Origin of the sequence: Bradyrhizobium sp. B025 (genome assembly GCF_042257955.1) — a bacterium.
Taxonomy (GTDB): Bacteria; Pseudomonadota; Alphaproteobacteria; order Rhizobiales; family Xanthobacteraceae; genus Bradyrhizobium; species Bradyrhizobium diazoefficiens.
On the sequence record NZ_CP170150.1, the window covers coordinates 5,851,870 to 5,873,919 of the forward strand.

General features: G+C 64.8%; 22 protein-coding genes. 10 read left to right on the forward strand and 12 right to left on the reverse strand.

Annotated features, from left to right (window positions below):
- Nucleotides 1–76 precede the first annotated feature (76 nt).
- From ACE10W_RS27455 to ACE10W_RS27470, 4 genes are read left to right on the forward strand one after another with little or no spacing between them, the layout of a single operon-like run.
- Nucleotides 77–1,051 (forward strand): tripartite tricarboxylate transporter substrate binding protein, encoded by a 975-nt coding sequence (locus ACE10W_RS27455; RefSeq protein ID WP_375762184.1) that lies wholly within the window; start codon nt 77–79, stop codon nt 1,049–1,051.
- Between the two features lie 13 nt (nt 1,052–1,064).
- Nucleotides 1,065–1,535 carry a (2Fe-2S)-binding protein gene (locus tag ACE10W_RS27460; protein ID WP_375762185.1) on the forward strand — a complete coding sequence of 157 codons (471 nt, stop codon included), beginning with the start codon at nt 1,065–1,067 and terminating at the stop codon, nt 1,533–1,535.
- The gene (locus ACE10W_RS27465; protein WP_375762186.1) at nt 1,532–3,655 is read left to right on the forward strand and encodes a molybdopterin cofactor-binding domain-containing protein; all 2,124 of its coding nucleotides are present in this window, start codon (nt 1,532–1,534) and stop codon (nt 3,653–3,655) included. The genes ACE10W_RS27460 and ACE10W_RS27465 overlap by 4 nt, the downstream gene beginning before the upstream one ends.
- Entirely contained in the window at nt 3,652–4,350 is a 699-nt protein-coding gene (locus ACE10W_RS27470; RefSeq protein ID WP_375762187.1) for a molybdate ABC transporter substrate-binding protein, read from the forward strand. The genes ACE10W_RS27465 and ACE10W_RS27470 overlap by 4 nt, the downstream gene beginning before the upstream one ends.
- Nucleotides 4,351–4,359: 9 nt before the next feature.
- Here ACE10W_RS27470 and ACE10W_RS27475 read toward each other — a convergent pair whose 3' ends face one another.
- The 4 genes from ACE10W_RS27475 to ACE10W_RS27490 all read right to left on the reverse strand — a co-directional run bounded on the left by ACE10W_RS27475 (nt 4,360) and on the right by ACE10W_RS27490 (nt 8,114).
- Nucleotides 4,360–5,166, reverse strand: a complete 807-nt coding sequence (locus ACE10W_RS27475) for an SDR family NAD(P)-dependent oxidoreductase (protein WP_375762188.1) — start codon at nt 5,164–5,166, stop codon at nt 4,360–4,362.
- Nucleotides 5,167–5,244: 78 nt separating this feature from the next.
- Nucleotides 5,245–6,537, reverse strand: coding sequence for a TRAP transporter large permease (locus ACE10W_RS27480; RefSeq protein ID WP_375762189.1), 1,293 nt, complete (start codon nt 6,535–6,537; stop codon nt 5,245–5,247).
- On the reverse strand, nt 6,528–7,076 hold the full coding sequence (locus ACE10W_RS27485; protein WP_375762190.1) for a TRAP transporter small permease: 549 nt from the start codon (nt 7,074–7,076) through the stop codon (nt 6,528–6,530). The genes ACE10W_RS27480 and ACE10W_RS27485 overlap by 10 nt, the downstream gene beginning before the upstream one ends.
- A 66-nt stretch (nt 7,077–7,142) precedes the next feature.
- Entirely contained in the window at nt 7,143–8,114 is a 972-nt protein-coding gene (locus ACE10W_RS27490) for a TRAP transporter substrate-binding protein (protein ID WP_375762191.1), read from the reverse strand.
- Between the two features lie 294 nt (nt 8,115–8,408).
- On the opposite strand from ACE10W_RS27490, the gene ACE10W_RS27495 reads away from it, so the two are divergent.
- Entirely contained in the window at nt 8,409–9,185 is a 777-nt protein-coding gene (locus ACE10W_RS27495) for a cyclase family protein (protein WP_375762192.1), read from the forward strand.
- A 10-nt stretch (nt 9,186–9,195) separates the two neighbouring features.
- On the opposite strand, the gene ACE10W_RS27500 is transcribed toward ACE10W_RS27495, so the two are convergent.
- The 3 genes from ACE10W_RS27500 to ACE10W_RS27510 all read right to left on the reverse strand — a co-directional run bounded on the left by ACE10W_RS27500 (nt 9,196) and on the right by ACE10W_RS27510 (nt 11,142).
- Nucleotides 9,196–9,924: a Crp/Fnr family transcriptional regulator gene (locus ACE10W_RS27500; protein WP_375762193.1), complete on the reverse strand. Its 729-nt coding sequence runs from the start codon at nt 9,922–9,924 to the stop codon at nt 9,196–9,198.
- Nucleotides 9,925–10,206: 282 nt separating this feature from the next.
- The gene (locus tag ACE10W_RS27505; RefSeq protein WP_375762194.1) at nt 10,207–10,332 is read right to left on the reverse strand and encodes a hypothetical protein; all 126 of its coding nucleotides are present in this window, start codon (nt 10,330–10,332) and stop codon (nt 10,207–10,209) included.
- A 96-nt stretch (nt 10,333–10,428) separates the two neighbouring features.
- Nucleotides 10,429–11,142 (reverse strand): Crp/Fnr family transcriptional regulator, encoded by a 714-nt coding sequence (locus ACE10W_RS27510; protein WP_375762195.1) that lies wholly within the window; start codon nt 11,140–11,142, stop codon nt 10,429–10,431.
- Between the two features lie 157 nt (nt 11,143–11,299).
- On the opposite strand from ACE10W_RS27510, the gene ACE10W_RS27515 reads away from it, so the two are divergent.
- A complete protein-coding gene (locus ACE10W_RS27515; RefSeq protein WP_375762196.1) occupies nt 11,300–11,617 on the forward strand; it encodes a c-type cytochrome in 318 nt (105 codons plus the stop codon).
- A gap of 6 nt (nt 11,618–11,623) precedes the next feature.
- Here the strand turns inward: ACE10W_RS27515 and ACE10W_RS27520 are convergent, their stop codons facing one another.
- From ACE10W_RS27520 to ACE10W_RS27530, 3 genes are read right to left on the reverse strand one after another with little or no spacing between them, the layout of a single operon-like run.
- Nucleotides 11,624–12,727 (reverse strand): ABC-type transport auxiliary lipoprotein family protein, encoded by a 1,104-nt coding sequence (locus ACE10W_RS27520; RefSeq protein WP_375762197.1) that lies wholly within the window; start codon nt 12,725–12,727, stop codon nt 11,624–11,626.
- A 3-nt stretch (nt 12,728–12,730) separates the two neighbouring features.
- Nucleotides 12,731–13,510 carry an ABC transporter ATP-binding protein gene (locus ACE10W_RS27525; RefSeq protein WP_375762198.1) on the reverse strand — a complete coding sequence of 260 codons (780 nt, stop codon included), beginning with the start codon at nt 13,508–13,510 and terminating at the stop codon, nt 12,731–12,733.
- A gap of 2 nt (nt 13,511–13,512) precedes the next feature.
- A complete protein-coding gene (locus ACE10W_RS27530; protein ID WP_182869056.1) occupies nt 13,513–14,649 on the reverse strand; it encodes an ABC transporter permease in 1,137 nt (378 codons plus the stop codon).
- Nucleotides 14,650–14,823: 174 nt separating this feature from the next.
- Between ACE10W_RS27530 and ACE10W_RS27535 the strand changes: the two genes are divergently transcribed.
- Together ACE10W_RS27535 and ACE10W_RS27540 are read left to right on the forward strand one after the other, a co-directional pair.
- Complete coding sequence (locus tag ACE10W_RS27535) at nt 14,824–15,099, forward strand: hypothetical protein (RefSeq protein WP_011088807.1); 276 nt, start codon at nt 14,824–14,826, stop codon at nt 15,097–15,099.
- The gene (locus tag ACE10W_RS27540; protein WP_028174474.1) at nt 15,100–15,588 is read left to right on the forward strand and encodes a phage holin family protein; all 489 of its coding nucleotides are present in this window, start codon (nt 15,100–15,102) and stop codon (nt 15,586–15,588) included.
- Nucleotides 15,589–15,698: 110 nt separating this feature from the next.
- Here ACE10W_RS27540 and ACE10W_RS27545 read toward each other — a convergent pair whose 3' ends face one another.
- Entirely contained in the window at nt 15,699–18,392 is a 2,694-nt protein-coding gene (locus ACE10W_RS27545; protein WP_375762199.1) for a bifunctional acetate--CoA ligase family protein/GNAT family N-acetyltransferase, read from the reverse strand.
- Between the two features lie 70 nt (nt 18,393–18,462).
- Nucleotides 18,463–19,302, reverse strand: coding sequence for a universal stress protein (locus tag ACE10W_RS27550; RefSeq protein ID WP_375762200.1), 840 nt, complete (start codon nt 19,300–19,302; stop codon nt 18,463–18,465).
- A gap of 193 nt (nt 19,303–19,495) precedes the next feature.
- Here ACE10W_RS27550 and ACE10W_RS27555 point away from each other — a divergent pair, with 193 nt between their 5' ends.
- Nucleotides 19,496–20,479 (forward strand): zinc-dependent alcohol dehydrogenase family protein, encoded by a 984-nt coding sequence (locus ACE10W_RS27555; RefSeq protein ID WP_375762201.1) that lies wholly within the window; start codon nt 19,496–19,498, stop codon nt 20,477–20,479.
- 24 nt (nt 20,480–20,503) lie between these two features.
- Complete coding sequence (locus tag ACE10W_RS27560; protein WP_182869064.1) at nt 20,504–22,036, forward strand: bifunctional aminoglycoside phosphotransferase/ATP-binding protein; 1,533 nt, start codon at nt 20,504–20,506, stop codon at nt 22,034–22,036.
- Nucleotides 22,037–22,050: the final 14 nt, after the last annotated feature.

Below are 22,050 nucleotides of genomic sequence, written 5' to 3' on the forward strand. Positions count from 1 at the left end.
CCTTGTGAGGCGTCGACAGTCTGCCTTCCCTGCCGCTACAGTGCCGACCAACAAAAACGATATCAGGGAGGTGGGCATGACAGCCCGAAGCTTCATGCTTGCGCTGGCCGCCGGCCTGCTCGGCGCATTCGCCGCATCCTCCTCATCGGCACAGGACTATCCCACGCACGCGGTGCGGATCATCGTCCCCTTCGGCGCCGGCGGGCCGGCCGATGTGGCGGCCCGGCTGATCGGCAACGTCTTCCAGGAGAGCTTTAGCCAGCCCTTCGTGATCGAGAACCGCACCGGCGCGGGCGGCGTCATCGGCACGGTCGAAGCGGCAAAGTCGCCGGCCGACGGCTACACGCTGCTGATGATGTCCAACACCCAGACGGCGAATGAATCGCTTCTGACGGCGGACAAGCGCAAATACGAGCTGATGCGCGACCTCGCGCCGATCGCGCCGGTCAACTATTCCGACCTGGTGATCGTGGTGAATCCGCAAGTCCTGGTGAAGACGCTTGCCGAGTTCATCGCGCTCGCCAAATCGCAGCCGGGAAAGCTGAACTACGCCTCCTCCGGCCAGGGCACGCCGTATCACATGGCCGGCGAGCTGTTCAAAGCGATGGCCGGCATCGATGTCGTCCATGTCCCCTACCGCAACAGCGGCGAAGCGCGCAGCGGCGTGATCGGCGGGCAGGTGCAGATGATGATCGACGCGGTGCCGGCCATGGCACCGAACATCGCCGAAAACCAGGTTCGCCCGCTCGCCACCACAGGCAAGCAGCGCTCCGCGGTGCTGCCGAACGTGCCGGCCACGATGGAAGCCGGCGTTCCCGGCTATGAGGCGACGATCTGGCTCGGGCTGATGGCGCCGGCCGGCACGCCGAAGCCTGTCATCGACAAGCTCAACGCCGCCGTAAACGCAATGGTGAAGAGGCCGGACATCATAAAACTCTGGACCGAGCAAGGCGCCGTACCCATGTCCATGACACCGCTGGAATTCGAACAATTCCTGCGCGGCGACATCGAGAAATGGGCCGATGTCGTCAAGAAGTTCGACAAGTCCTGAGGCTGCACTGCTCATGCCCACCATTCAATTCCGGCTCAACGGCGCAGCGATCGCCGTGGACGCCGATCCGGACCAGATGCTGCTCGACGTGCTGCGTAGCCGGGTCGGCATCACCGGTCCACATTTCGGCTGTGGAGCCGGTGAGTGCGGCGCCTGTCATGTCATGGTCGACGACCGCGCGATGGCGTCCTGCGACATGCCGATGTGGTCGGTCGCGGATAAAGACGTGGTCACGCTGGAAGGCCTCGGCACGGCAGAGCGACCGCACCCGCTGCAACGCGCCTTTATCTCCGAACAGGCGATGCAATGCGGCTATTGCGTCTCGGGAATCCTGATCAGCGCAGCGGCGCTGCTGAAGCGAAATCCGTCGCCGACGGAGGCTGAGGTGAGAGCGGCGCTCGATCGCAATCTGTGCCGGTGCGGATCGCATAACCGCATGGTGCGTGCGGTATTGCGCGCAGCTTCGGAGATGGCCGCGTCATGAGCTCCCCTGCCCCGAAACTGCCGGTCAGCCTGGTGGCCAATCCAAGGCTGTCGTCGTGGGTGAGGTTCTCCGGCGAAGGCCGCATGGCGATCTCGCCCGGCAAGGTCGAGATCGGCCAGGGCATCGTCACGGCACTGGCGCAGATCGCCGCGGACGAGCTCGACGTCGATATCTCCAGGATCGAGATGATCCGCGCCTCGACGGCCACCAGCCCGAACGAAGGCGTCACCTCAGGCAGCCTGTCGATCCAGCAATCGGGCCGTGCGCTGCGCCACGTCTGTGCCGAGGTGCGCGAGCGTTTCCTGTTTGCGGCGTCTGAGCGTCTCGGTGTCGATGCAGCGTTGCTCGATGTCGATGATGGCACGATCTCGGGTCCCGGCAATGTCAGGACCAGCTATTGGGAGCTCGCGGGCGACGTCTCGCTCGACCACGATGCCACCGCGGGCGCGGCGGCGAAGAGCGCCGCCAAGCGCGCCATCGCCGGACATTCTGTGCAGCGTGTGGACATTCCAGACAAGGTGTTCGCCCAGCCGCGCTTCATTCACGACCAAGCGTTGCCTGGACTACTGCACGGACGCGTGCTGCGGCCGTGCATCTCGGGCGCCAAGCTGATTGCGCTGGACGAAGCAGCCGCACGCGCCGTCCCGGGCCTGGTCGCGATCGCCCGCGATGGCGGCTTTGCCGGCGTGGTCGCTGACGGGGAAGCGGCGGCGGAAGCCGCGCTGAAGGCCCTGCGCAAAGGCGCGACATGGTCGGCCGGCGAGCCGCTGCCCGATGAAGACGATCTCGCAGGCTTCCTGAAAAGCCAGCCGGTCGAAACCACAGTCATCGACACCCGGACGGCGACAACGCGCGTGCACGCCCGTACCCTCCGCCGGCAATACACCCGTCCCTACATCGCACATGCCTCGATCGCCCCCTCCTGCGCCATGGCGCGATGGGACGGTGATCGCGTCTACGTCTGGACGCACAGCCAGGGCGTCTACCTGCTGCGCGCCGATCTCGCCATCGTGCTCAAGCTGCCGGCCGAGAACATCGTGGTCGAGCACATGGAGGGCGCCGGCTGCTACGGACACAACGCCGCCGATGACGTCGCGCTCGATGCCGTGCTGCTGGCGAAAGCGGCCGGCGGCCGACCGGTCCGGGTCCAGTGGTCGCGCCACGACGAGATGTCCCATGCGCCGTTCGGTGCGGCGATGGCCATCGAGATCGAGGCCGATCTCGATGCGGACCATGAGATCGTCGACTGGCGCCATGCGATCTGGAGCAACGGCCACGCCGCGCGGCCGGGGCGTGCAGCGCAGCCCGCACTGCTCGCGGCAACCGAGATCGCGAACCCCTACCCGCGCATGATCTCGACCAATCCGCCGGCAACCAACGGCGGCGGCGGCGACCGCAACTCCGTTCCACTCTATGACCTGCCGGCCTGGACGATCACGAGCCATCGGCTGCTGACGATGCCGGTGCGCACCTCGGCGCTGCGGACGCTGGGCGGACAAGGCAATGTATTCGCCATCGAGTCCCTGCTCGACGAGATCGCCACCCTGCGCGGCGAGGACCCGATCGCATTCCGCCTGCGTCACCTCCGCGACGAACGGGCGCGCGATGTCATCCGCGCCGCGGCGCGGCGTGCCGCATGGAAGCCACAGAAGCAGGCCGGTATCGGTCACGGCGTCGGCTTTGCGCGCTACAAGAACACGGGTGCCTATTGCGCCGCGATTGCAGAGATCGAAGGTGCCGACGACATCCGCGTCAAGCGGTTGACGCTTTCGGTCGATGTCGGCGAGGCCATCAATCCGGACGGCGTCATCAACCAGATCGAGGGCGGCGCCATCCAGGCGACGAGCTGGGTATTAAAGGAGCGTGTTCGCTTCGACCGGTCACGCATCACCACGACTTCGTGGACGGATTATCCGATCCTGACTTTCAGCGAGGTGCCGGCGGTGGATGTCGAGATCATCCAGCGGCCGGAGATCGAGCCGGTCGGCGCCGGCGAAGCCGCCCACGGTCCGGTGACGGCGGCGATCGCGAATGCCGTGTTCGATTGCCTCGGCGTGCGCGTGCGCGACCTGCCGATCACGCGCGACAGGATCATCGCAGCCATGGAGCTTGCATCGTGACGACAGTGAACATCTTGAGCGGCGGCGCGGCGCAAGGCCTGGTGCGCGGCCTCACTGAGGCCTTCAAGGCGCAGACCGGCCTCGGTATCGATGGTGAATTCGGCGCGGTCGGCATCATGGCCGACAAGCTGCGTGCGGGCACGCCGGCTGATCTCGTCATCCTGACGGAGGCGCTGCTTGCGAAGCTCGCCGAAGAGAAACTCGCTGTCCCCTCCTCGATCGCGGATGTCGGCCGGGTCGAGACCGCACTGGCAGTTCGCGGCCGTGATCCCAGGGTGACGGCGAAGACCGAAGCCGATTTGCGCGATGTGTTGCGTTCCGCGGACGCCATCTACGTCCCTGATATCAAGGCGTCCACGGCGGGACAACACGTCGCAAAAGTGCTGGATCAGCTCGGCATCGCTTACGAGGTCGCCTCGCGCCTGAAGATCTATCCGAATGGCGCGACGGCGATGCGGGAGCTTGCGGCCTCCACCGCGACGCGACCGATCGGATGCACCCAGGCCACCGAGATCATCGCCACCGACGGCATCGCGCTGTCGGGATCATTGCCGCCGGGATGCGAGCTGGTGACGATGTACACGGCCGGCGTGGCTGCGCGGGCCACACATCCCAAAGAGGCCGCTGCGCTGATTGCGTTGCTGACCGGCGCAGATCACAGGGAGCTGCGCCAGCGCGCGGGCTTTGCCGGCTAGATGCGATCCCTATTTGTGCAGCTGAGTGAGGCCGGTCGGCGGGCCGTCGACGGCGGTCCAGCCGCCATCGACGAACAGCGTGCTGCCGCTGACATAGCTCGCGGCGTCCGAGGCGAGATAGGCCACGGCAGTGGCGACCTCGTCGGCACTGCTCCAGCGGTTGAACACGGTATGGCCGGCATAGAGATTATAGATGTCGGGGCGCTGCTTGAACGGGCCCGTCAGTGCGGTCTCCGCAATGCTCGGCGCGATCGCGTTGACGCGCACGCCGGCATGGCCGACCTCGGAGGCAAAGCCCTTTACCAGGAGGCCGATCGCCGCCTTGGTCGAGCCGTAGACGCCAAGGCCCGGCTCGATGGTCACCGCACGCACCGAAGAGCAGGCAATGATGCTGCCGCTCTTCTGCGCGACCATGATGCGGCCGAAGGCCTGGAAGAACCAGACCGTACCCTTGACGTTGAGGTTGAGGACGCGGTCGAGATCCTCCTCGGTGTAGTCGAGGATGGTCTTGCGGATGTTGAGCCCGGGGGTCGTCACGGCGATGTCGAGCCGCGGGAATTTCTGCATCACGGTTTTGGCGAGCGCGTTGACGTCCGCAGCACTTGCAGCGTCGCAGCTAGCTGCTTCGGCCCAACCACCCTTGTCGCGGATGCCGGCGGCGGTCGCGTCCGCCGCGTCAAGCGCGCGATCGGCGCAGACGACGCGGGCCCCTAACCCGGCCAGCGCCTCGGCCGACGATTTGCCGATCCCTGAGGCGGCGCCGAGCACTACGGCCGTCTTGCCGGTGAGATCGAAGAGCTTGCGATAGTCGGTCACGGACAGATTCTCCCTGTTGTCGTGACGCAAACTACGCAAGGCCAGTGCGCCGGCCAAGTGCCGGCGCATGCACGGCAGCTATCCCTTGTATCCCATCAAAAGACGCGGCAGCCACAGCGAGAAGGCGGGAACGTAGGTGACGAACATCAGCGCCGCGATCAGCGCGGCATAGAACGGCAGGATGGTGCGCATCACCGCGCCCACCGAGATGCCGCCGATGGCGCAGCCGACGAACTGCGTCGTTCCGACCGGCGGGGTGTTCAGCCCGAGCGCGCAGTTGATCAGCATCAGCATGCCGAACTGCACCGGATCCATGCCCGCCTTCATCGCGATCGGCAGGAAGATCGGCGTGCAGATCAGGATGGTCGCCGCCATGTCCATGAACGTGCCGAGCACGAACAGGATGACGTTGATGAGCAGGAAGATCATCCAGGGCTGCGTGGACACCTTGCTCATGAGGTCGCCGGCGAAATCGGCCACTTCGTAGAGACCCATCAGATACTGGAACATGGTGGAGACGCCGATCAGCAGCAGCACCACGCCCGTCGTCTTCACGGCCTTCGCAGCGGCTCGCAGAAAGTTCGGCAAGGTCATGCTGCGGTAGATGAAGAACGTCAGCAGGATCGTGTAGGTAACCGCGACGGCCGCGGATTCAGTTGCCGTGAAGACGCCCGACAGGATGCCGGCCAGGATGATGCCGACGATCAGCAGGCCGGGCAGCGCGGCGGCGAGCGAACGAAGCACTTCGGCCCAGCCCGGGAACTTGCCTGCGGGATAACCGCGCTTCACCGCGACCGCGTAGGCGGCGACCAGCATGCACACCATCAGCACCAGCGCCGGCAGGAGGCCCGCGGCGATCAGCGCGCCGATCGAGACCTTTCCGCCGGCGGCCAGCGCATAGATGATCATGTTGTGGCTGGTCGGCATCAAGGCTCCAACCAGCGAGGCGTGGGTGGTGACGTTGACGGCGTAGTCGGTGTCGAACCCTTCCTTTTTCATCATCGGGATCATCACCGCGCCCATCGCCGACACGTCGGCCACGGGCGAGCCGGAGACGCCGCCGAACAGCGTGCAGGCGACCACGTTCGACATGCCGAGGCCGCCGCGGATGTGCCCGACGAGATTCTTGGCGAGCTTCACGATCTTGTCGGCGACGCCGCCATGCAGCATCAGCTCACCGCTGAAGACGAAGAACGGGATGGCCAGGAAGGAGAAGATGTTCATCCCCGACATCATCTGCTGGAAGATGACGGCCACCGGCAGGCCTTCGTAGAGGATGGTGCAGATTGCGGAGAGGCCGATCGCGAAGGCGACCGGGACACCGAGGATCAGGAAGCCGAAGAACGTGGCGCCGAGGATGATCAGTTCCATGAGGGGACGACCTCTTCGCCGCGCAGGAGAGCAATGATGTGCTCGATGGAAAAGGAGACGATCAGGATGCCGGAGGCGATCAGCGGCACGTAGCGGATCACCTCAGGCAGACCGAGATTGGGGATTTTCACGGTCCCGACCGATGCCCCGAGGATCCAGCCGTTATAGGCCATGGCGATGCCGAACACGGCCACCAGGACGTGGATCACGATCTCGATTTCTTCCCGGACGTGATCCGGAAGCATGACCAGCAGACTGTCCATGCCGATGTGGCCCGCATCGCGCACGCCGACGGCGGCACCGATCAGTGTGACGTACAGAATGAGGACCAACGCAAGATTCTCGGTCCAGGTCGGGCTGGAATTGAGCACGTAACGTCCGAACACTTGGTAGAATACGATGGTGACGATGACGAGCAGGCCGGTCACGGACAGATACATGCCCACGCGCGCGACGGGAGCATTGATCCGCGACAGCAGGCCTGTGGATGGGCGAGCCGGGGCCTCCTGCTCGTGGCTTGCGACATGTGGGTCTGTCATCCCGCGTCTCCCTGCGCAGGTCCGGTGTCACCTGACGGCGACGCCGGACCTTGTCCCGCCCTGTTTTTACTTCGTGTCCTGGATACGCTTGACGAGGCCCTGGAGCTTCTCGTCACCGGCGAACTTCTGGTACACCGGCTTCATCGCGTCGACGAATTCCGCCTTGTTGGCGATGGTTACGACCTGAACGCCGGCCGCCTCGACGGTCTTGCGGGAGGCCTGCTCGCGCTCGTCCCAGAGCTTGCGCATGACCGGCACCGATTCCTTGGCCGCCTTGCGGACCATCGCCTGATCCTCCTTGCTCAACGTGTCCCAGACCTTTTTCGACATCACAAGAACTTCGGGCGCCAGCGAGTGCTCGGTGACGTTGTAGTACTTGGCGGCCTCGAAATGGCGCGAGGACTCGTAGGAGGGCCAGTTGTTTTCGGCGGCGTCCACGAGGCCGGTCTTGAGGGCGGTGTAGACCTCGCCATAGGGCATCGGGGTCGGGTTGGCCCCGAGGCTCTGGATCATGCCGACCCAGAGGTCGGATTGCTGGACGCGGATCTTCAGGCCCTTGAGGTCGGCGAGCGACTTGACCGGTGCCTTGACGGTGTAGATGGATCGGGCGCCGCTGTCGTAATAGGCAAGGCCGACCAGACCGGCGGGCTCCATGGCCGCCAGGATCTCGTCGCCGATCGGCCCGTCAAGCACGGTGCGCATGTGCTGCGTGTCGCGGAAGACGAAGGGAAGGCACAGGGCGATGGTCTCGGGCACGAAGTTGTTGAGCGGCGATGCGTTGATGCGCATCATGTCGAGCGCGCCGATCTTGAGCTGCTCGATGGTGTCCTTCTCGGAGCCGAGGGCGCCGTTCGGAAACACCTTCACGCCGAGCTTGCCGCCGCTCGCCGTCGCGAGCTGCTTGCCCATGAACTTGACGGCCTCGACGGTCGGATAGTCGGCGGGATGGATGTCGGCGGAGCGGAAATCGCGCGCAGTCGCCAGCGGCGCTGAGATCGCCAGCACAGCGGCTGCGATGATACCGGTGAGTGTCTTCATCTGGGCTTCCTCCTGAGGTGATTATGTCGTTGTGGGCAGGCTGCAGGCCGTCTTGGGTCGCTCCACTTCAGGTGGGAAGTCAAGCGCCAATGTCGTCCCTAGGGCGGGCGGCATTCTCTGTCCAAGCCAAATCCAGCATCGATCAATGCAAGAGTTGCATCGATCAATTTCTGGCGCAATTCGCACTATGGTGGGTATGGCGGGCTGGATCGACGTCGCCGGAGCGTGACTTGACGCCTCCAATGGAGGCCCCTCAAGATATCCCAAACACTGGACTGTCTTGAGGGAATGCCCATGCCGCGGACGCTCGTCGATATTTCCGTGCCGCTCAGAAACGACGTGACGTCCGATCCGCCCGGTAATCACCCGACCATCACCTATATCGACCACCAGCAGGGCCTGCCGCGCATGCTGCAGTTCTTCGACGGCCTCAAGGCGGAAGACCTGCCGGATGGCCAGGGCTGGGCCGTGGAGCAGGTGTCGCTGTCGACCCACAACGGCACGCATCTCGATGCACCGTGGCACTTCCATCCGACGATGAATCGCGGCGAGCGGTCATGGACCATCGATGAGGTGCCGCTGGAGTGGTGCTTTCAGCCCGGCGTGAAGCTCGACTTCCGGCATCTGCCCGACGGTTATGTCGTTACCGCCGGCGACGTCGAGACGGAGCTCAAGCGCATCGGGCACACGCTGTCGCCGCTCGAGATCGTCGTCGTCAACACCAGCGCCGGCGCCAAATTCGGCGAGGCCAGCTACGTCAACTCCGGCTGCGGCATGGGCTATGAGGCCACCATGTACCTGCTCGAACGCGGCGTGCGGCTGACCGGCACCGATGGCTGGAGCTGGGATGCGCCGTTCGTCTACACCGCGAAGAAGTATGCCGAAACAAAAGACGCCGGCCTGATCTGGGAAGGCCACAAGGCGGGCCGGCATATTGGCTATTGCCATCTCGAGAAGCTGCACAATCTCGATCAATTGCCCTCGACCGGATTCACGGTCTCATGCTTCCCGGTGAAGATCGAACGCGCCTCCGCGGGCTGGACCCGCGCCGTCGCCATCATCGACAACTAGACGCGACGCATCACTCGCCGTCGAGGCCGCTCTCGGCGAGTTCGCGCAACGCATCGATGTCGAGCACCACGATGGCACCATGCTCGAGACGAACCCAGTTGCGTCCGGCCCAGGCGCGCAATTGCTTGTTGATGCTCTCGCGCGTCATGCCCACCATCTCGCTGATCTCCTGCTGCGTGATGGCGAGCGTGCCGCTGCCGGAGTCGAGCTTGCGCTCCTCGGTGAGGCCGAGCAGCGCGCTTGCCAGCCGTCCCGGCAGATTTTGCAGGATCACCTGCTCGACCTGCTGGCTGGTCCAGCGCAGGCGCGCGCAGAGCAGTTCGATGAACTTCATCGCAAGCGCCGGCTGACTCTTCACGAACGGCAGGAAGTCGCGGCGGTCGATGATGTAGAGCTCGCAATTGGTGTTGGCTGTCGCATCCGCCGAACGCGGCGCACCGTCGAGAACCGCGATCTCGCCAAAGATTTCTCCAGGACCGATGAGATTGAGAATGGCATTCCGCCCGTCGGGCGAAGAGGAGGATATCTTCACTGTTCCGGCGATCACCGCGAACAAATTGTTGCCGGGATCGCCCTTGGCGGCGATCGTCGCGCCGCGCTTCACCGTGGTGTGCTTGGCGTAGCGGCAAAGCTGATCGAGCGCCTCCGGCTCCAGATCCGCGAAGATCGGGTGCTTGCGCAGGACCGATAATTTGTTGCCCGCCGATTGCCGGGGGTCGCCGGTCTTGTCCTGAGGCACGCCGCTGGGCTCCTAAGACTGCGAGGCACTGGAGTTCCTGCGTAGTCAGTGTTGCCCGGCTTTTCAACCGGAAAGCATGCCCGCGGTTTTAGGCAAATGCGGCGAAATTACCTCGGCCCCGCCTCCGAGTCGGCATCCAAAGGATGCGCCAATGCACTCCGGTCGATGCAGAGTTGCAAGCACCGCAAGTCGCGATTGCGTCAAGGCGCTACCGAACGCCCCAACGCCCGCTGGGCGAGAGCCGACAGCCAGCGCATCAAACGGAATCTACAATCCGGAGCATCAACGCTTGGAATCGGGATCAATCCTGCCTGTGCTGGTTTGCCGGTCCGCCCACGCCAGAGCTGCGGCGAACGTGACGAAGATCGCCACGACGACAATAGTCATCAGCAACGCGTCAGTGGGCATCATGCTCCTCCCGGATCGTTTGAGCGCATTATTTGCGGCGGATGCCGGGCGTCATTGATCGGGATCAAAAAACCGAGATCGTTGTGGAAAGCCCTGTCAGGCTGCGGCCAAAGCCTCGACGCGCGCCGGGTCGAGCAGGCTGATTCCGCCGTGAATGATCTCGATCGCGCCGTGGCGTTCGAGCTTGGTGAAGGTGCGGCTGACGGTTTCGATGGTCAGGCCGAGATAGTCGGCGATGTCCTGGCGGCTCATCGGAAGCGGAACCGTGTCGGACGGCCCCTTGAGCGCCAACAGCCGTTCGCGCCAGCCCAGCAAGAAAGCGGCGACCTTCTCGTCCGCCGAGCGGCGGCCGAGCAGAACCATATGGTCGCGTGCCTGGCTCAACTCGCGAATGGCCAGCTCGTTGATCCGCCTGAGCAGCTGCGGACGATCCTCGATGAAACGGCCGAAGGGCGCCTTTGCGAACTGGCAGACGATCACCGCGCCGATCGCATCGGCCGAAAAATTGTGGCGGCCGGAAAGATTCATCCCCAGGAAATCGCCGGGCAACGCGAAACCCACGATCTGCCGCCGGCCGTCGGGCAGCAGCTTGTACAGCCGCATGACGCCCTCGAGGACGTTGTAGAACGAGGTCGTGATGTCCTCCTCGGAGAACACGGTCTCGCCCGAGGAAAAATGGACACGGCGTCCGAGATGTTCGAACTCCCTGAGCTCGGCCGCATCCAGCGACGAGCAAACCGCCGATGCGCGGACGCCGCAATCGCTGCAGAAATGCCCGTTCGTCTCAATCGTGACCACGGAAGGCTTCATCCACCGCTCCTAGCGTCGGTCCAGCTCCGCCCCCCGGCCGAGTCCGCCACGCGGGCTGCATTTTACTGCGCCGCCACAAATGCGATTGACCCAGATCAATTTTGGTCTCCCTCCCCCCTCTATTCTGTGCCGAGAGTTCGACGGGACCCCTCCTTCCATGCTTCAGCACGCGCTCCGCCAGGGCCTGATTGGCCTATTTCTGATCACGCCTGCGCTGGCGGCCCCTACTGCCGAACAACGCGGCAAGGCCTTTGCACGGACCAATTGCGCGCGCTGCCACGCGATCGACCGCGTCTCCGAGAGCTCGCTCAAGATCGCGCCCCCGCTACGCACCCTGCACCGGCGCTATCCGATCGAGACCCTTGGCGAGGCGCTGGCGGAGGGCATCTACACCGGCCACGCCGACATGCCCGCCTTCGAGCTCAGTCCGGACCAGATTCACGATCTGCTGTCGTACCTGAAGACGCTCGAATAGCCGGCCTCAGACGGCCTGCACCGTCCAGCCGATCAGCTCCTTGGCGATGCGGGCGAAAGCCGCATCGAACGCTGCAACGGCAGCCGCCGGCTCGACCTTGTCGAGCTTCTCGCTGGCCTCAATGATGCGGGACGCGACCACCTTGCCGTTCTTGTCGACGATCCGCGCCGACAGGGCGATCTCGACCCGCGTCTCGCCCTCCGTGGCGATCCGGAAGCGCCTGATGTCGATCAGAAGCTGGTAGTCCGCCTGTCCGAGATCGCTCGTGCGCAGCGGCGCATGAGCGATGTCGTAGTTCTCGAAACCGTCGATCAGCCGCGCCTGCACCAGTTTCGGGATGCTGTCGGCCCACAGGAAATCGGCAAAGCCCGGGTTGTCACCCACGGGAGAGAACAGCATGCGCTGGGTCTGGAGCATCGCGACTGCGGTCGGCTCGGGAATGGCCAGCGACGCAGAGAACGTCTTGCCGGCCGGACCAAGGTTCTGCGGCGCGCGCAGGTCGTAGGTGATCTTCTGCGCCGGCGCCCCGCCGCCCGTCATCTTCTCGAGGCCTGCCAAAATGCCGTCGATCTTGCCGGTGTTGCGCGCGAGCCCGTCGGAGAATGTCTTGAGATTGGCGATGGTGTCCTTCAGCGGACCGGAATTGTCCTCCAGCACGGTATCGACCCGCCGCAACGCGTCGCGCGCGGCCTGCGTCATGCTCTGGCCTGCGCCGGCCTCGGCGATCAAGGTCAGGGGCTCACCGGATTTGGCGACGATCATGCCGCCCTCCAGCGTCACCACGGGAACGCCGGTCAAGCCCTGGAAATCGAGCCCGACCCTGGTGTCGGCGCGCACCGGCGTCGCCGAAGCAACCGAGATCGTCGCGTTGACGAAGCGCGGATTGTCCGGCGCAAGCCCGAGCTGGGTCACCTCGCCGACGCGGATGCCATTGAAGAGCACGCCGGCGCCGACCAAGAGACCCGGCACCGGTCCCTGGAATTGCACGCGATAGTTCGTGCGCGGCCCGATGCCGCCGGTGTTGTTCAGCCAATAGATGAAGCCGAACACCGCGATAATCGCGGCCAGCACGAAGCTGCCGATCAGCACGTAGGGAGCGCGGGTTTCCATGTCTCATCTCATCTCGTGTTGCAGCATCTGCGAGCGCTTGCCGTGGAAATAGGCGCGCACCCAGGGATGCTCGGATTGCAGCAGTTCGCGCATCGGCCCGATTGCGACGATCTTGCCGTCGGCGAGCGCGGCGACGCGGTCGCAGACCGTGGTGAGGCTGGCAAGATCGTGGGTGACCATGAACACGGTCAGCCCCAGGGTCCTTTGCAGGGTCCCGATCAGCGCGTCGAAATCGCCGGCGGCGATCGGGTCGAGGCCGGATGTCGGCTCGTCCAGGAACAGGATCGGCGGATCGAGCGCGAGCGCGCGCGCCAGCGCCACACGCTTGGTCATGCCGCCGGACAGCTCCGCCGGATATTTGTCGGCATCCTGCGCCCGCAATCCGACCATCTCGAGCTTGGCGATCGCGATCTCGTCCATCAGCTCCTGCGACAGGACGAGATTTTCGCGCAGCGGAAACTGGACGTTCTGGCGGACCGTCAGCGAGGAGAACAGCGCGCCCTGCTGGAAGAGGATGCCCCATGTCGCGGCCGCGCCTTGCGTGCCGCGGTCATGCGTGCCGCCGATCTCGTGCCCCATGACCTCAATGGTACCGCTTCGGCGCGGGATGAGGCCGATGATGGTTCGCATCAAGACCGACTTGCCGCCGCCGGACGCTCCCACCAGCCCGAGAATCTCGCCCTTGCAAACGTCGAGCGAGAGATGGTCGAGCACCGTCTGGCGGCCGAAGCCGACCACGAGGTCGCGGACGCGGATCGCGAACTGTTCCTGCGGTTCGCCCATCGTCACATCCCAATCGAGGCAAAGAAGATTGCGAACAGACCGTCGAGCACGATCACCAGGAAGATCGACTTGACCACCGACGTCGTCGTCTGCCGCCCCAGCGACTCGGCACTGCCCTTGACGCGCAAGCCCTCGCTACAGGCGACAATCCCGATCACCAGCGCCATGAACGGCGCCTTCAGGATGCCCACCTCGAAATGGGTGACGGAAATAGCCTCATGCAGCCGTGCGATGTAGATCGCCGGCCCCATGTCGCCGTAGAACTGCGCGACCAGGCCGCCGCCATAGAGCGCGGCAATCGATCCGATGAAGGCGAGAATCGGCAGCGCGATGACCAGCGCCGCAACACGCGGCAGGATCAGGACGCCGACGGGATCGAGCCCCATGGTCGACAGCGCGTCGATCTCCTCGCGCATCTTCATCGAACCGAGCTCGGCGGTGTAGGCGCTCCCCGACCGGCCGGCGACCATGATGGCGACGATCAGAACGCCGAGCTCGCGCAGCACGAGGATGCCCACCATATCGACGGTATAGGACTCAGCACCGAACCTGCGGAAATGGAAGAATCCCTGCTGGGCGATAATGGCGCCGATCAGGAAGGTGATCAGCGCGACGATGGGAATCGCCTGCCATCCGATGCGGTAGAGCTGGTAGACCAGCGACGTCAGCCGCAGCGACCGCGGCCGGCGCAGCACACCGAAAATGGCCATGAACAATGCGCCGAGCATTTGCAGGAAGATCGTAATGTCTTCCCGCGCGCCGACCGTGGACTTGCCGAGATCGCCGAGCCTGAGCAGAAGCGGATTTGGCGCAGCTGCCGGCGCCGGCGTGTGGCGGTTAACCTCACGCACCTCGTCCATCAGACCGCTGAAATGATCGGCGACGCCGACGAATTCGGCCGATCTGCCTGACGTTGCGGCCCTGCGCGACAGCTTCTCCAGGACCCAGGCGCCGAGCGTATCCAGCGCACTGACGCCCGACATGTCCAGCGTCACGGCCCTGGATCGATCGACATCCGCGCCGACCGAGCGGGACAGAGTTTCGAGCATCGCCACATTCGCCGCGGTCCAGGACCCTTGCGGGCGCAATTTCAGCCCCTCGCCAGACGGCGTTGCCAGCAACAGCGGTTCGGAGTTCACGCTTCCACCTCATCGGGACAATCGGTCCCCATTCAGCCGCCACTTCTAGGCCAGCGTGTGGCGGGCGGTTTGACCTGTCTCAAGGGCAGGCCCCTGCCCACCCCTTGACGCAAATCAAGCGCGGTCACGCCGGCGGGTCTTAGGTTCGCTCCATTCAATGGAGACATCAAATCCATGTTCGACAGCGACAGGATGAGCGAAGAACTGCGGACGTTGAAGGTGGACGTCACCCGCCTGCTGAGCACGGCCGGCGAGGAAATGTTCGAGAGTTCGAAGGACCGCGCCGAGGCTCTGGCCGATCAGATCAAGGCCGCGCTTGCCGAGCTCGGCGAAACCGTCAGCGACGAGCAGGAGCAGCTTCAGGGCCTCATCGCGGAGCGCCCGATGACGTCGCTCGCCTCCGCCTTCGCGCTCGGCGTCGTCGTCGGCTTCATGCTGAGGAGACACTAGGTGAATACCGAGAACGTCGTCAAACATCTGCGCGTGCTGTGGCGGACCGACAGGATCATCGCAGACATCAGGCTGCGCCATCTGCTGGTAGGCCTCGGCCTGCGCGCCTTTGCGGCATTGATCGCGGCATTCGGGCTCCTGATGCTGGAGCTGTCGGCCTATTTCGCGCTGGTCCAGATCTGGAGCGCAATTGCGGCAGCGGCCATCCTCGGCGCCGTCAATTTTGCCATCGCGGCGGTCCTCTTCGTCATCGCCGGGCGGGCTCCGTCCGGCCGCGACATCGAGCTCGCCAATGAAATTCACGGCGCATCCATCGAGGCCCTTCAGCTCGAGGCGCGCGCGCTCCAGACCCAGGTGTCGGGCGCGGTGCATCATCCGCTGAGCACGATCGTGCCGGTGCTGGTGCCGCTGATCGCGATCATCGTCAAGAGCCTGCGGAAAACGACCAAGGAGACTGCCGCTGCAACGTCGGCCGAAGCGCGCTCCTGAAGCGCGATGAGATTGGGATGAATCGTCATCGTGCTTTGGGTTGTTGTTTGAGCATGATCTTTTCGGAAAACCGACACGCACTTTTCCGGATCATGCTTTAGCCGGCGCGCTCAGAGCTTCAGCCGGACGTCGCAGATATCAGGCTCGGTCGGATCCGGCTTGACCTCGAAACCGAGCTGCCGGCACATTTCGAGCATCACGGTGTTCTCCTGAAGCACGTCGCCCGATATGGCCTTCAGCCCTTCGGATCTCGCATAGTCGATGATCAGTTGCATCAGGGCCCATCCAAGCCCCCTGCCCTTGAGATCGGACCGCAGCAGGATCGCGTATTCACCGCTCTCGTAGATCGAGTCCGAATGGAGCCGGACCACGCCGACCATCTCGCCAGTAGCCTCATCGAATGCGATGAAAGCCATCGCGCGCGCGTAGTCGAGCTGGGTCAGGCGCGCGATGAATTCGTGGGTGAACTCCTTCATCGGCGCGAAGAAGCGCAGGCGGAGGTCGTGAGGCGTCACATGACGCAGGAACTCGTGGATGGTCGGCTCGTCGTCAGGGCGCAACGGCCGCGCGAAGATGCGCCAATCGTCCTTGAGCTTGAGGCGGCGCTCCCACTGCGAGGGATAGGCGCGAACGGCGAAATTGGCGGGGCCTGAGCCGGCAAACTTCCGCTGCGACGGCCCCACCGCGACACGGGCGTCGACTGCCGTCACACCGGTCTCGTCCGCGAGCAGCGGGTTGATGTCGAATTCGCGGATCCCAGGGATATCGGCCGCCATCTGGGCGAGCTTGACCAGCACCATGGCGACGGCGTCCTGCTTGACGGCCGGCACGTCCCGGTAGGCGCGCAGCAGCCGCGAGACCCGCGTGCGGTCGATCAGGTCGCGGGCGAGTTGCAGATCGAGCGGCGGCAGCGCCAGCGCCCTGTCATTGATGATCTCCACCGCCGTTCCGCCCCGGCCGAAGACGACGACCGTGCCGAAGGTGGGATCGTCGGCAAGACCGAGGATCAGCTCGCGCGCCTTCGCCTTGACGACCATCGCCTGGACGATGACGCCGCCGATGCGGGCCTCGGGCCGCAGCTTCCTTGCCCGGGCGAGAATATCGGAGGCAGCCGCACGCACCGCCTCCGGCGTCGTCAGATTGAGCACGACGCCGCCGACATCTGATTTGTGCACGATGTCGCGCGACATGATCTTCAGCACGACGGTGGCGCCTTGCGCGAACATCTCGTTCGCGTACGCCACGGCCTGCTCGACGTCGGCGGCGGCATAGGTTGGCACCATCGCGATGTCGTAGGCTTCGAGCAGGTGCTTGATCTCGACAGGCTCGAGCCATTTGCGGTCATCGGCGATGGCTGCGGCTACGATCTGCCTGGCCGCCCGGGCGTCAGGCACGAACGTGTCGGGCATTGCAGGGGGAACCTGGCTCAGTTCCTCGACCACTTCGCGGTGCCGGACCAGATGCATGAAACCGCGCACCGCATCGTCCTCGGTCGGATAGTTCGGAATGCCCCCGCCGGAGAGCGTCTGAATGATCGCTTGATCGGCCCCAACCCAGGCGGCAAGCACCGGCTTTGCCCAACTGCGGTGCTTCTCGCGATATTTGCCGACGAGCTCCGTCACGGTCCTCGCGATGTCGGAAGCCGAGGCGATCGCCGTCTGCACGTTGAGGACGAGAACTGCGTCATTGTCGGGGTCGGCGAGCAGCACCTCGAGCGCCGCCGCGTAGCGCGCTGCATCGGCATCGCCCACGATGTCGACGGGATTTGCGCCGGACCAGGTCGGCGGCAGCGCGTCATCGAGTTTCTTGCGGGCATCCGCCGAGATGGACGCGGGAATTCCGCCAAGCTCGACCAGTCGATCGACGGCGAGGACACCGATGCCGCCGCCATTGGTCAGAATGGCGAGGCGCTTTCCGGTCGGCGATTCGACGCGGCCGAGCGTCTCGGCGCAGTCGAACAGCTCGCGCAGATCGGAGACCCGCAGGATACCCGCGCGGCGGAACGCCGCATCATAGACGGCGTCGGCACCCGCAAGCGCGCCGGTGTGGGTCGCTGCCGCCTTCGCACCCTGCGCCATGCGGCCGGACTTCACCACGACAACCGGCTTCACACGCGCCGCGGCGCGTGCCGCCGACATGAATTTACGCGCGTCCTTGATGGCCTCGATATAGAGCAGGATCGCGCGGGTCTTGTGATCCATCGCGAAATAGTCGAGCAGATCGGCAATATCGACGTCGATCTGGTCGCCGATCGAGACGATGCCGGAGAAGCCGACGCCGCGCTGCGCGGCCCAGTCCACCATGCCGGCGGCGATCGCGCCGGATTGCGAAATCAGCGCGAGATTTCCAGCTCCCGGCATGTGCGCGGCAAAACTGGCATTGAGGCTCACGCCGGGCATCATGATGCCGAGGCAGTTCGGCCCGATCAGCCGCATGCCGTATTTGCGAGCCGCGGCGATCACGGCCTCTTGCAGCGATCCCGGCCCATGGCCGAGTCCGGCCGTGACGATCAGTGCGCCCGCCGAGCCGCGCCGTCCGGCCTGGTCGATGATGCCGGGAACCTCCCGGGCCGGCGCGGTGATGACCACGAGCTCGGGCACGAATGCCAGCCTGTCGAGGCTCACCACTGCGGCAACGCCGCTGATCTCGGCATGACGCGGATTGACGAGGCCGAACTGTCCCGTGAATTCAGCCTTGCGAATGTTCTCCAGAACGGCGCGCCCCACGGAAACCGGACGGGCGCTCGCCCCGACAAGCGCAACCGAACGCGGCGACAGCAGGTTCTTCAGGCGATAGGTGGACATGAAAGCAAATGCGCCCCGTCGGTGGTGGTTCCGATGGTTGAAAGATCAGGCCGGCAAGCTGGCGGCGAGCCTAGTGGGAGATCATAACCCAGCACGGTGGCTGGCCAATGACAGTCTTTGTCACACCACCCCAGACGATCTCGTTCAGGCGCGAATGATGATAGGCGCCCATCACGATCGCATCGATGGCATTGGAATTTGCCCAACTTCCGAGCACCTTGCCGATCGAGCTGCCGCCGCCTTTCGCCGTCTCGAACGAGGCCTGGACACCGTGCTCGCTCAAATGATCGACGAGGGCGGTCCCGGATTGCACGATCGCGTCGGTCTTGTCGTCGGCCACGGTCACCACGCGGACCGAGGCCGCAGCCTGAAGGATCGGCAGCGCGTCACCGACCGCCCGCGCCGCGCGCGCGGAGTGATCCCAAGCGATCATGACTTTCTCGAATTCCGGTCGCAGCACGTCCACATGCTGCTCCGGGCAGAGCAGCAGCGGCCGCCCGGATTCAAACAGGATCGTCTCGATGATGTGCTCCGTTCGGCTGTCGTGCGGCTTCACGGGAACCAGCGTGAGATCGCTGAAACGCGCCTGTTCGGCCAGTATCGACGCAATCTGGTCCGCCGGCACCTTGCCCGACCGGCTTTGGGTCCGAACGTTGGCGCGAGCCGCCGCATCAGTGAAGGCATTCAGAAGATGCTGCACATCGTCCGCTCCAAGGGGCCCCTTTGCCACGGCGGCATCGGGATCATCGGGGAGCAGCACCATCGGCCGCACGAAAACGTCTTCCTCGAGCGCGAGCGCGGTGATCCTGGCGCCGAGGTCGGCGGCGACTGCCACGCATTTCTCGATCGCAGCAACGGCCGGTCCGCGCGGCTGGCCGACAAGCGGCAGAAAAACGTCCTTCAGGGGCATCGGGGTTCTCCTTGCCACCAGAATAGGCCGGCTTTCGTCAACACCATTGATCCTCATCAAGCCTTTTGATCCTCAACAAGCCTTGGGGAACCGTCCAGACGGGCAAAGGCGAGCATTGAGGGAGGTCAAGGACTGGCCCCGCGCTGTCATTCTATGGATAGTTCGATCGGAGCGGTTCGCCCCGGAGAGACTGATGCGTGCGATGGTGTTGGCTGCCCCGCGAGCACGGCTGCGGATGGAGGAGCGCCCCGATCCAATCCCCGGCGAAGGTCAGATCCGGGTGAGAGTCAGCGCCTGCGGCGTCTGCCGGACCGATCTTCACGTCGTCGACGCCGAATTGCCCGGCATCCGCTACCCGATCGTACCTGGCCATGAAATCGTCGGCCGTATCGATCTCGTCGGCCCCGATGTCGCAACGCATGCGCTGGGTGACCGGGTCGGCATTCCCTGGCTCGGGTTCACCTGCGGAAACTGCCGGTTTTGCCGGGAGGGCATGGAGAACCTCTGCGACCGCCCGCTCTTCACCGGTTATACAAGGGACGGCGGCTATGCAACGCACGTGGTCGCCGATGCGCGCTATGCCTTTCCGCTGGGCGAGGCCGGCGACGACGTGGCTCTCGCCCCTCTGCTGTGTGCAGGCCTGATCGGCTGGCGTTCGCTGGTCCTCGCCGGCCAGGCTGAGAGGCTGGGCATCTACGGCTTCGGCGCCGCCGGCCATATCGTCGCGCAAGTCGCGGTCTGGCAGGGGCGCTCTGTCCACGCGTTTACACGGCGCGGCGATCTGGCCGCACAGGACCTCGCCCGCCGGCTCGGCGCCGTCTGGGCGGGCGCCTCGGACGAAATTCCCGACACACCGCTCGACGCCGCCATCATCTACGCCCCCGCCGGCGAGCTCGTGCCGGCCGCGCTGCGCTCCGTTCGCAAGGGTGGCCGCGTGGTCTGCGCCGGCATCTATATGAGCGACATTCCGAGCTTTCCGTACGACCTGCTCTGGCAGGAACGGCAGCTGATCTCCGTTGCCAATCTCACCCGACAGGACGGTCTCGATTTTCTCAGGATCGCTCCGCAGGCGGGCGTGCGCACCGAGACGACCGCATTCCCGCTCGATCAGGCCAACGAAGTTCTGGACATGCTGCGGAATGGACAGATTCTTGGCGCCGCCGTGCTCAGACCCTGACCTTATCTCGGAATACCAGCTTCGATGACAGACGAAACGGCTGCCCAGGAACGGATCTTCACGGCGCTCTGCGCGCATCCGGGCGTGACACGGATCGATACGCATGCCGCGTCGGTGTTTCTCGACGGTAGCCGCGCGCTGAAGATCAAGCGGTCTGTCCGGTTTCCGTTCCTCGACTATTCGACGCTCGAGAAACGCAAGACGGCCTGCGAGGAGGAGATCAGGATCAACCGGCCGCTGGCGCCGCAGATCTATCACCGCGTCGTGGCGATCACCGAGGAGCCGGACGGATCGCTGCAGGTCGACGGCCGCGGCCGGCCGGTCGAGTATGCGGTCGACATGTCCCGCTTCGACGAAACCCGGACGCTGGATCATCTGGCGAAGGCCGGCCCGCTGGATGCGAACCTCGCTTCGGCTGCCGCTGATGCCATCGTGGCGTCGCACGCGATGGCACCTCGCGCCGACGGCACGGCATGGGTTGCCTCCATCCCCGGCCTCGTCGATGGAAACGGCGACGGCTTGCGGAAGGGCAACCATCTCGAAGCCGAAGAGATCGAGCAACTCGGCGAAGCCTCGTACACGATATTGCAGCGCCTGCGGCCGCTGCTCGAAGAACGCGGCCGTCAGGGATACGTGCGCCGCTGCCACGGCGACCTGCATCTTGCGAATATCGTTGCGATCGACGACCAGCCGGTGCTGTTCGACGCGATCGAGTTCGATGCGAGAATCGCAACTGTCGACGTGCTCTACGACCTCGCGTTCACGCTGATGGACCTGCTGCACCATGGTCAACCGCTCGCAGCCAATATCGTCCTGAACCGGTATCTCGCCGCAACGCCGCCCGAAAACCTCGATGCGCTCTCGGTCCTGCCGCTGTTCATGTCCATTCGCGCGGCAATCCGTGCCCAGGTGGCGCTGGCGCGGCTGACGCGGCCCGATGCCGACCGGACAGGAATTCTTCACGAGGCGCGCCGCTACTTCGATCTCGCCCGGGCTCTGATCCACCCGCCCACCCCGCGCCTGATTGCGGTCGGCGGACTATCGGGCACCGGCAAGTCCGCCCTCGCCCGCGCGCTGGCACCCAACGTCGCGCCGCAACCGGGAGCCGTCGTGCTGCGCAGCGACATCATTCGCAAGCAGCTGTTTCAGGTGGAACACACCCACCGGCTGCCGACGTCCACGTACCGGCCCGAGGTCACGGCACGCGTCTACGAGGTCCTGGTGCAGAGCGCCCGACAGGTGCTGGCGCAAGGCCATTCCGCGATCGTCGATGCCGTCTTTGCAAGCGAGTCCGAACGGGAGCAACTGGCCGCCATGGCCCGCCAATGCAACGTGCCGCTGAGCGGACTATTCCTCGTCGCCGACCTCGCGACCCGTCAGGCGCGCATCGGCGGCCGCCACGGCGATGCCTCCGACGCCACGCAAGAGGTTGCTGCGCAGCAAGAGCACTATAATATCGGCCATGTCGATTGGGCGACCATCGATGCATCCGGGACACAAGAGCAGACGCTCCAGCGCTGCCGGGACGCAATCGCAGGGCAAAATAAGGCAATCTGATTGACGCGGGCAAG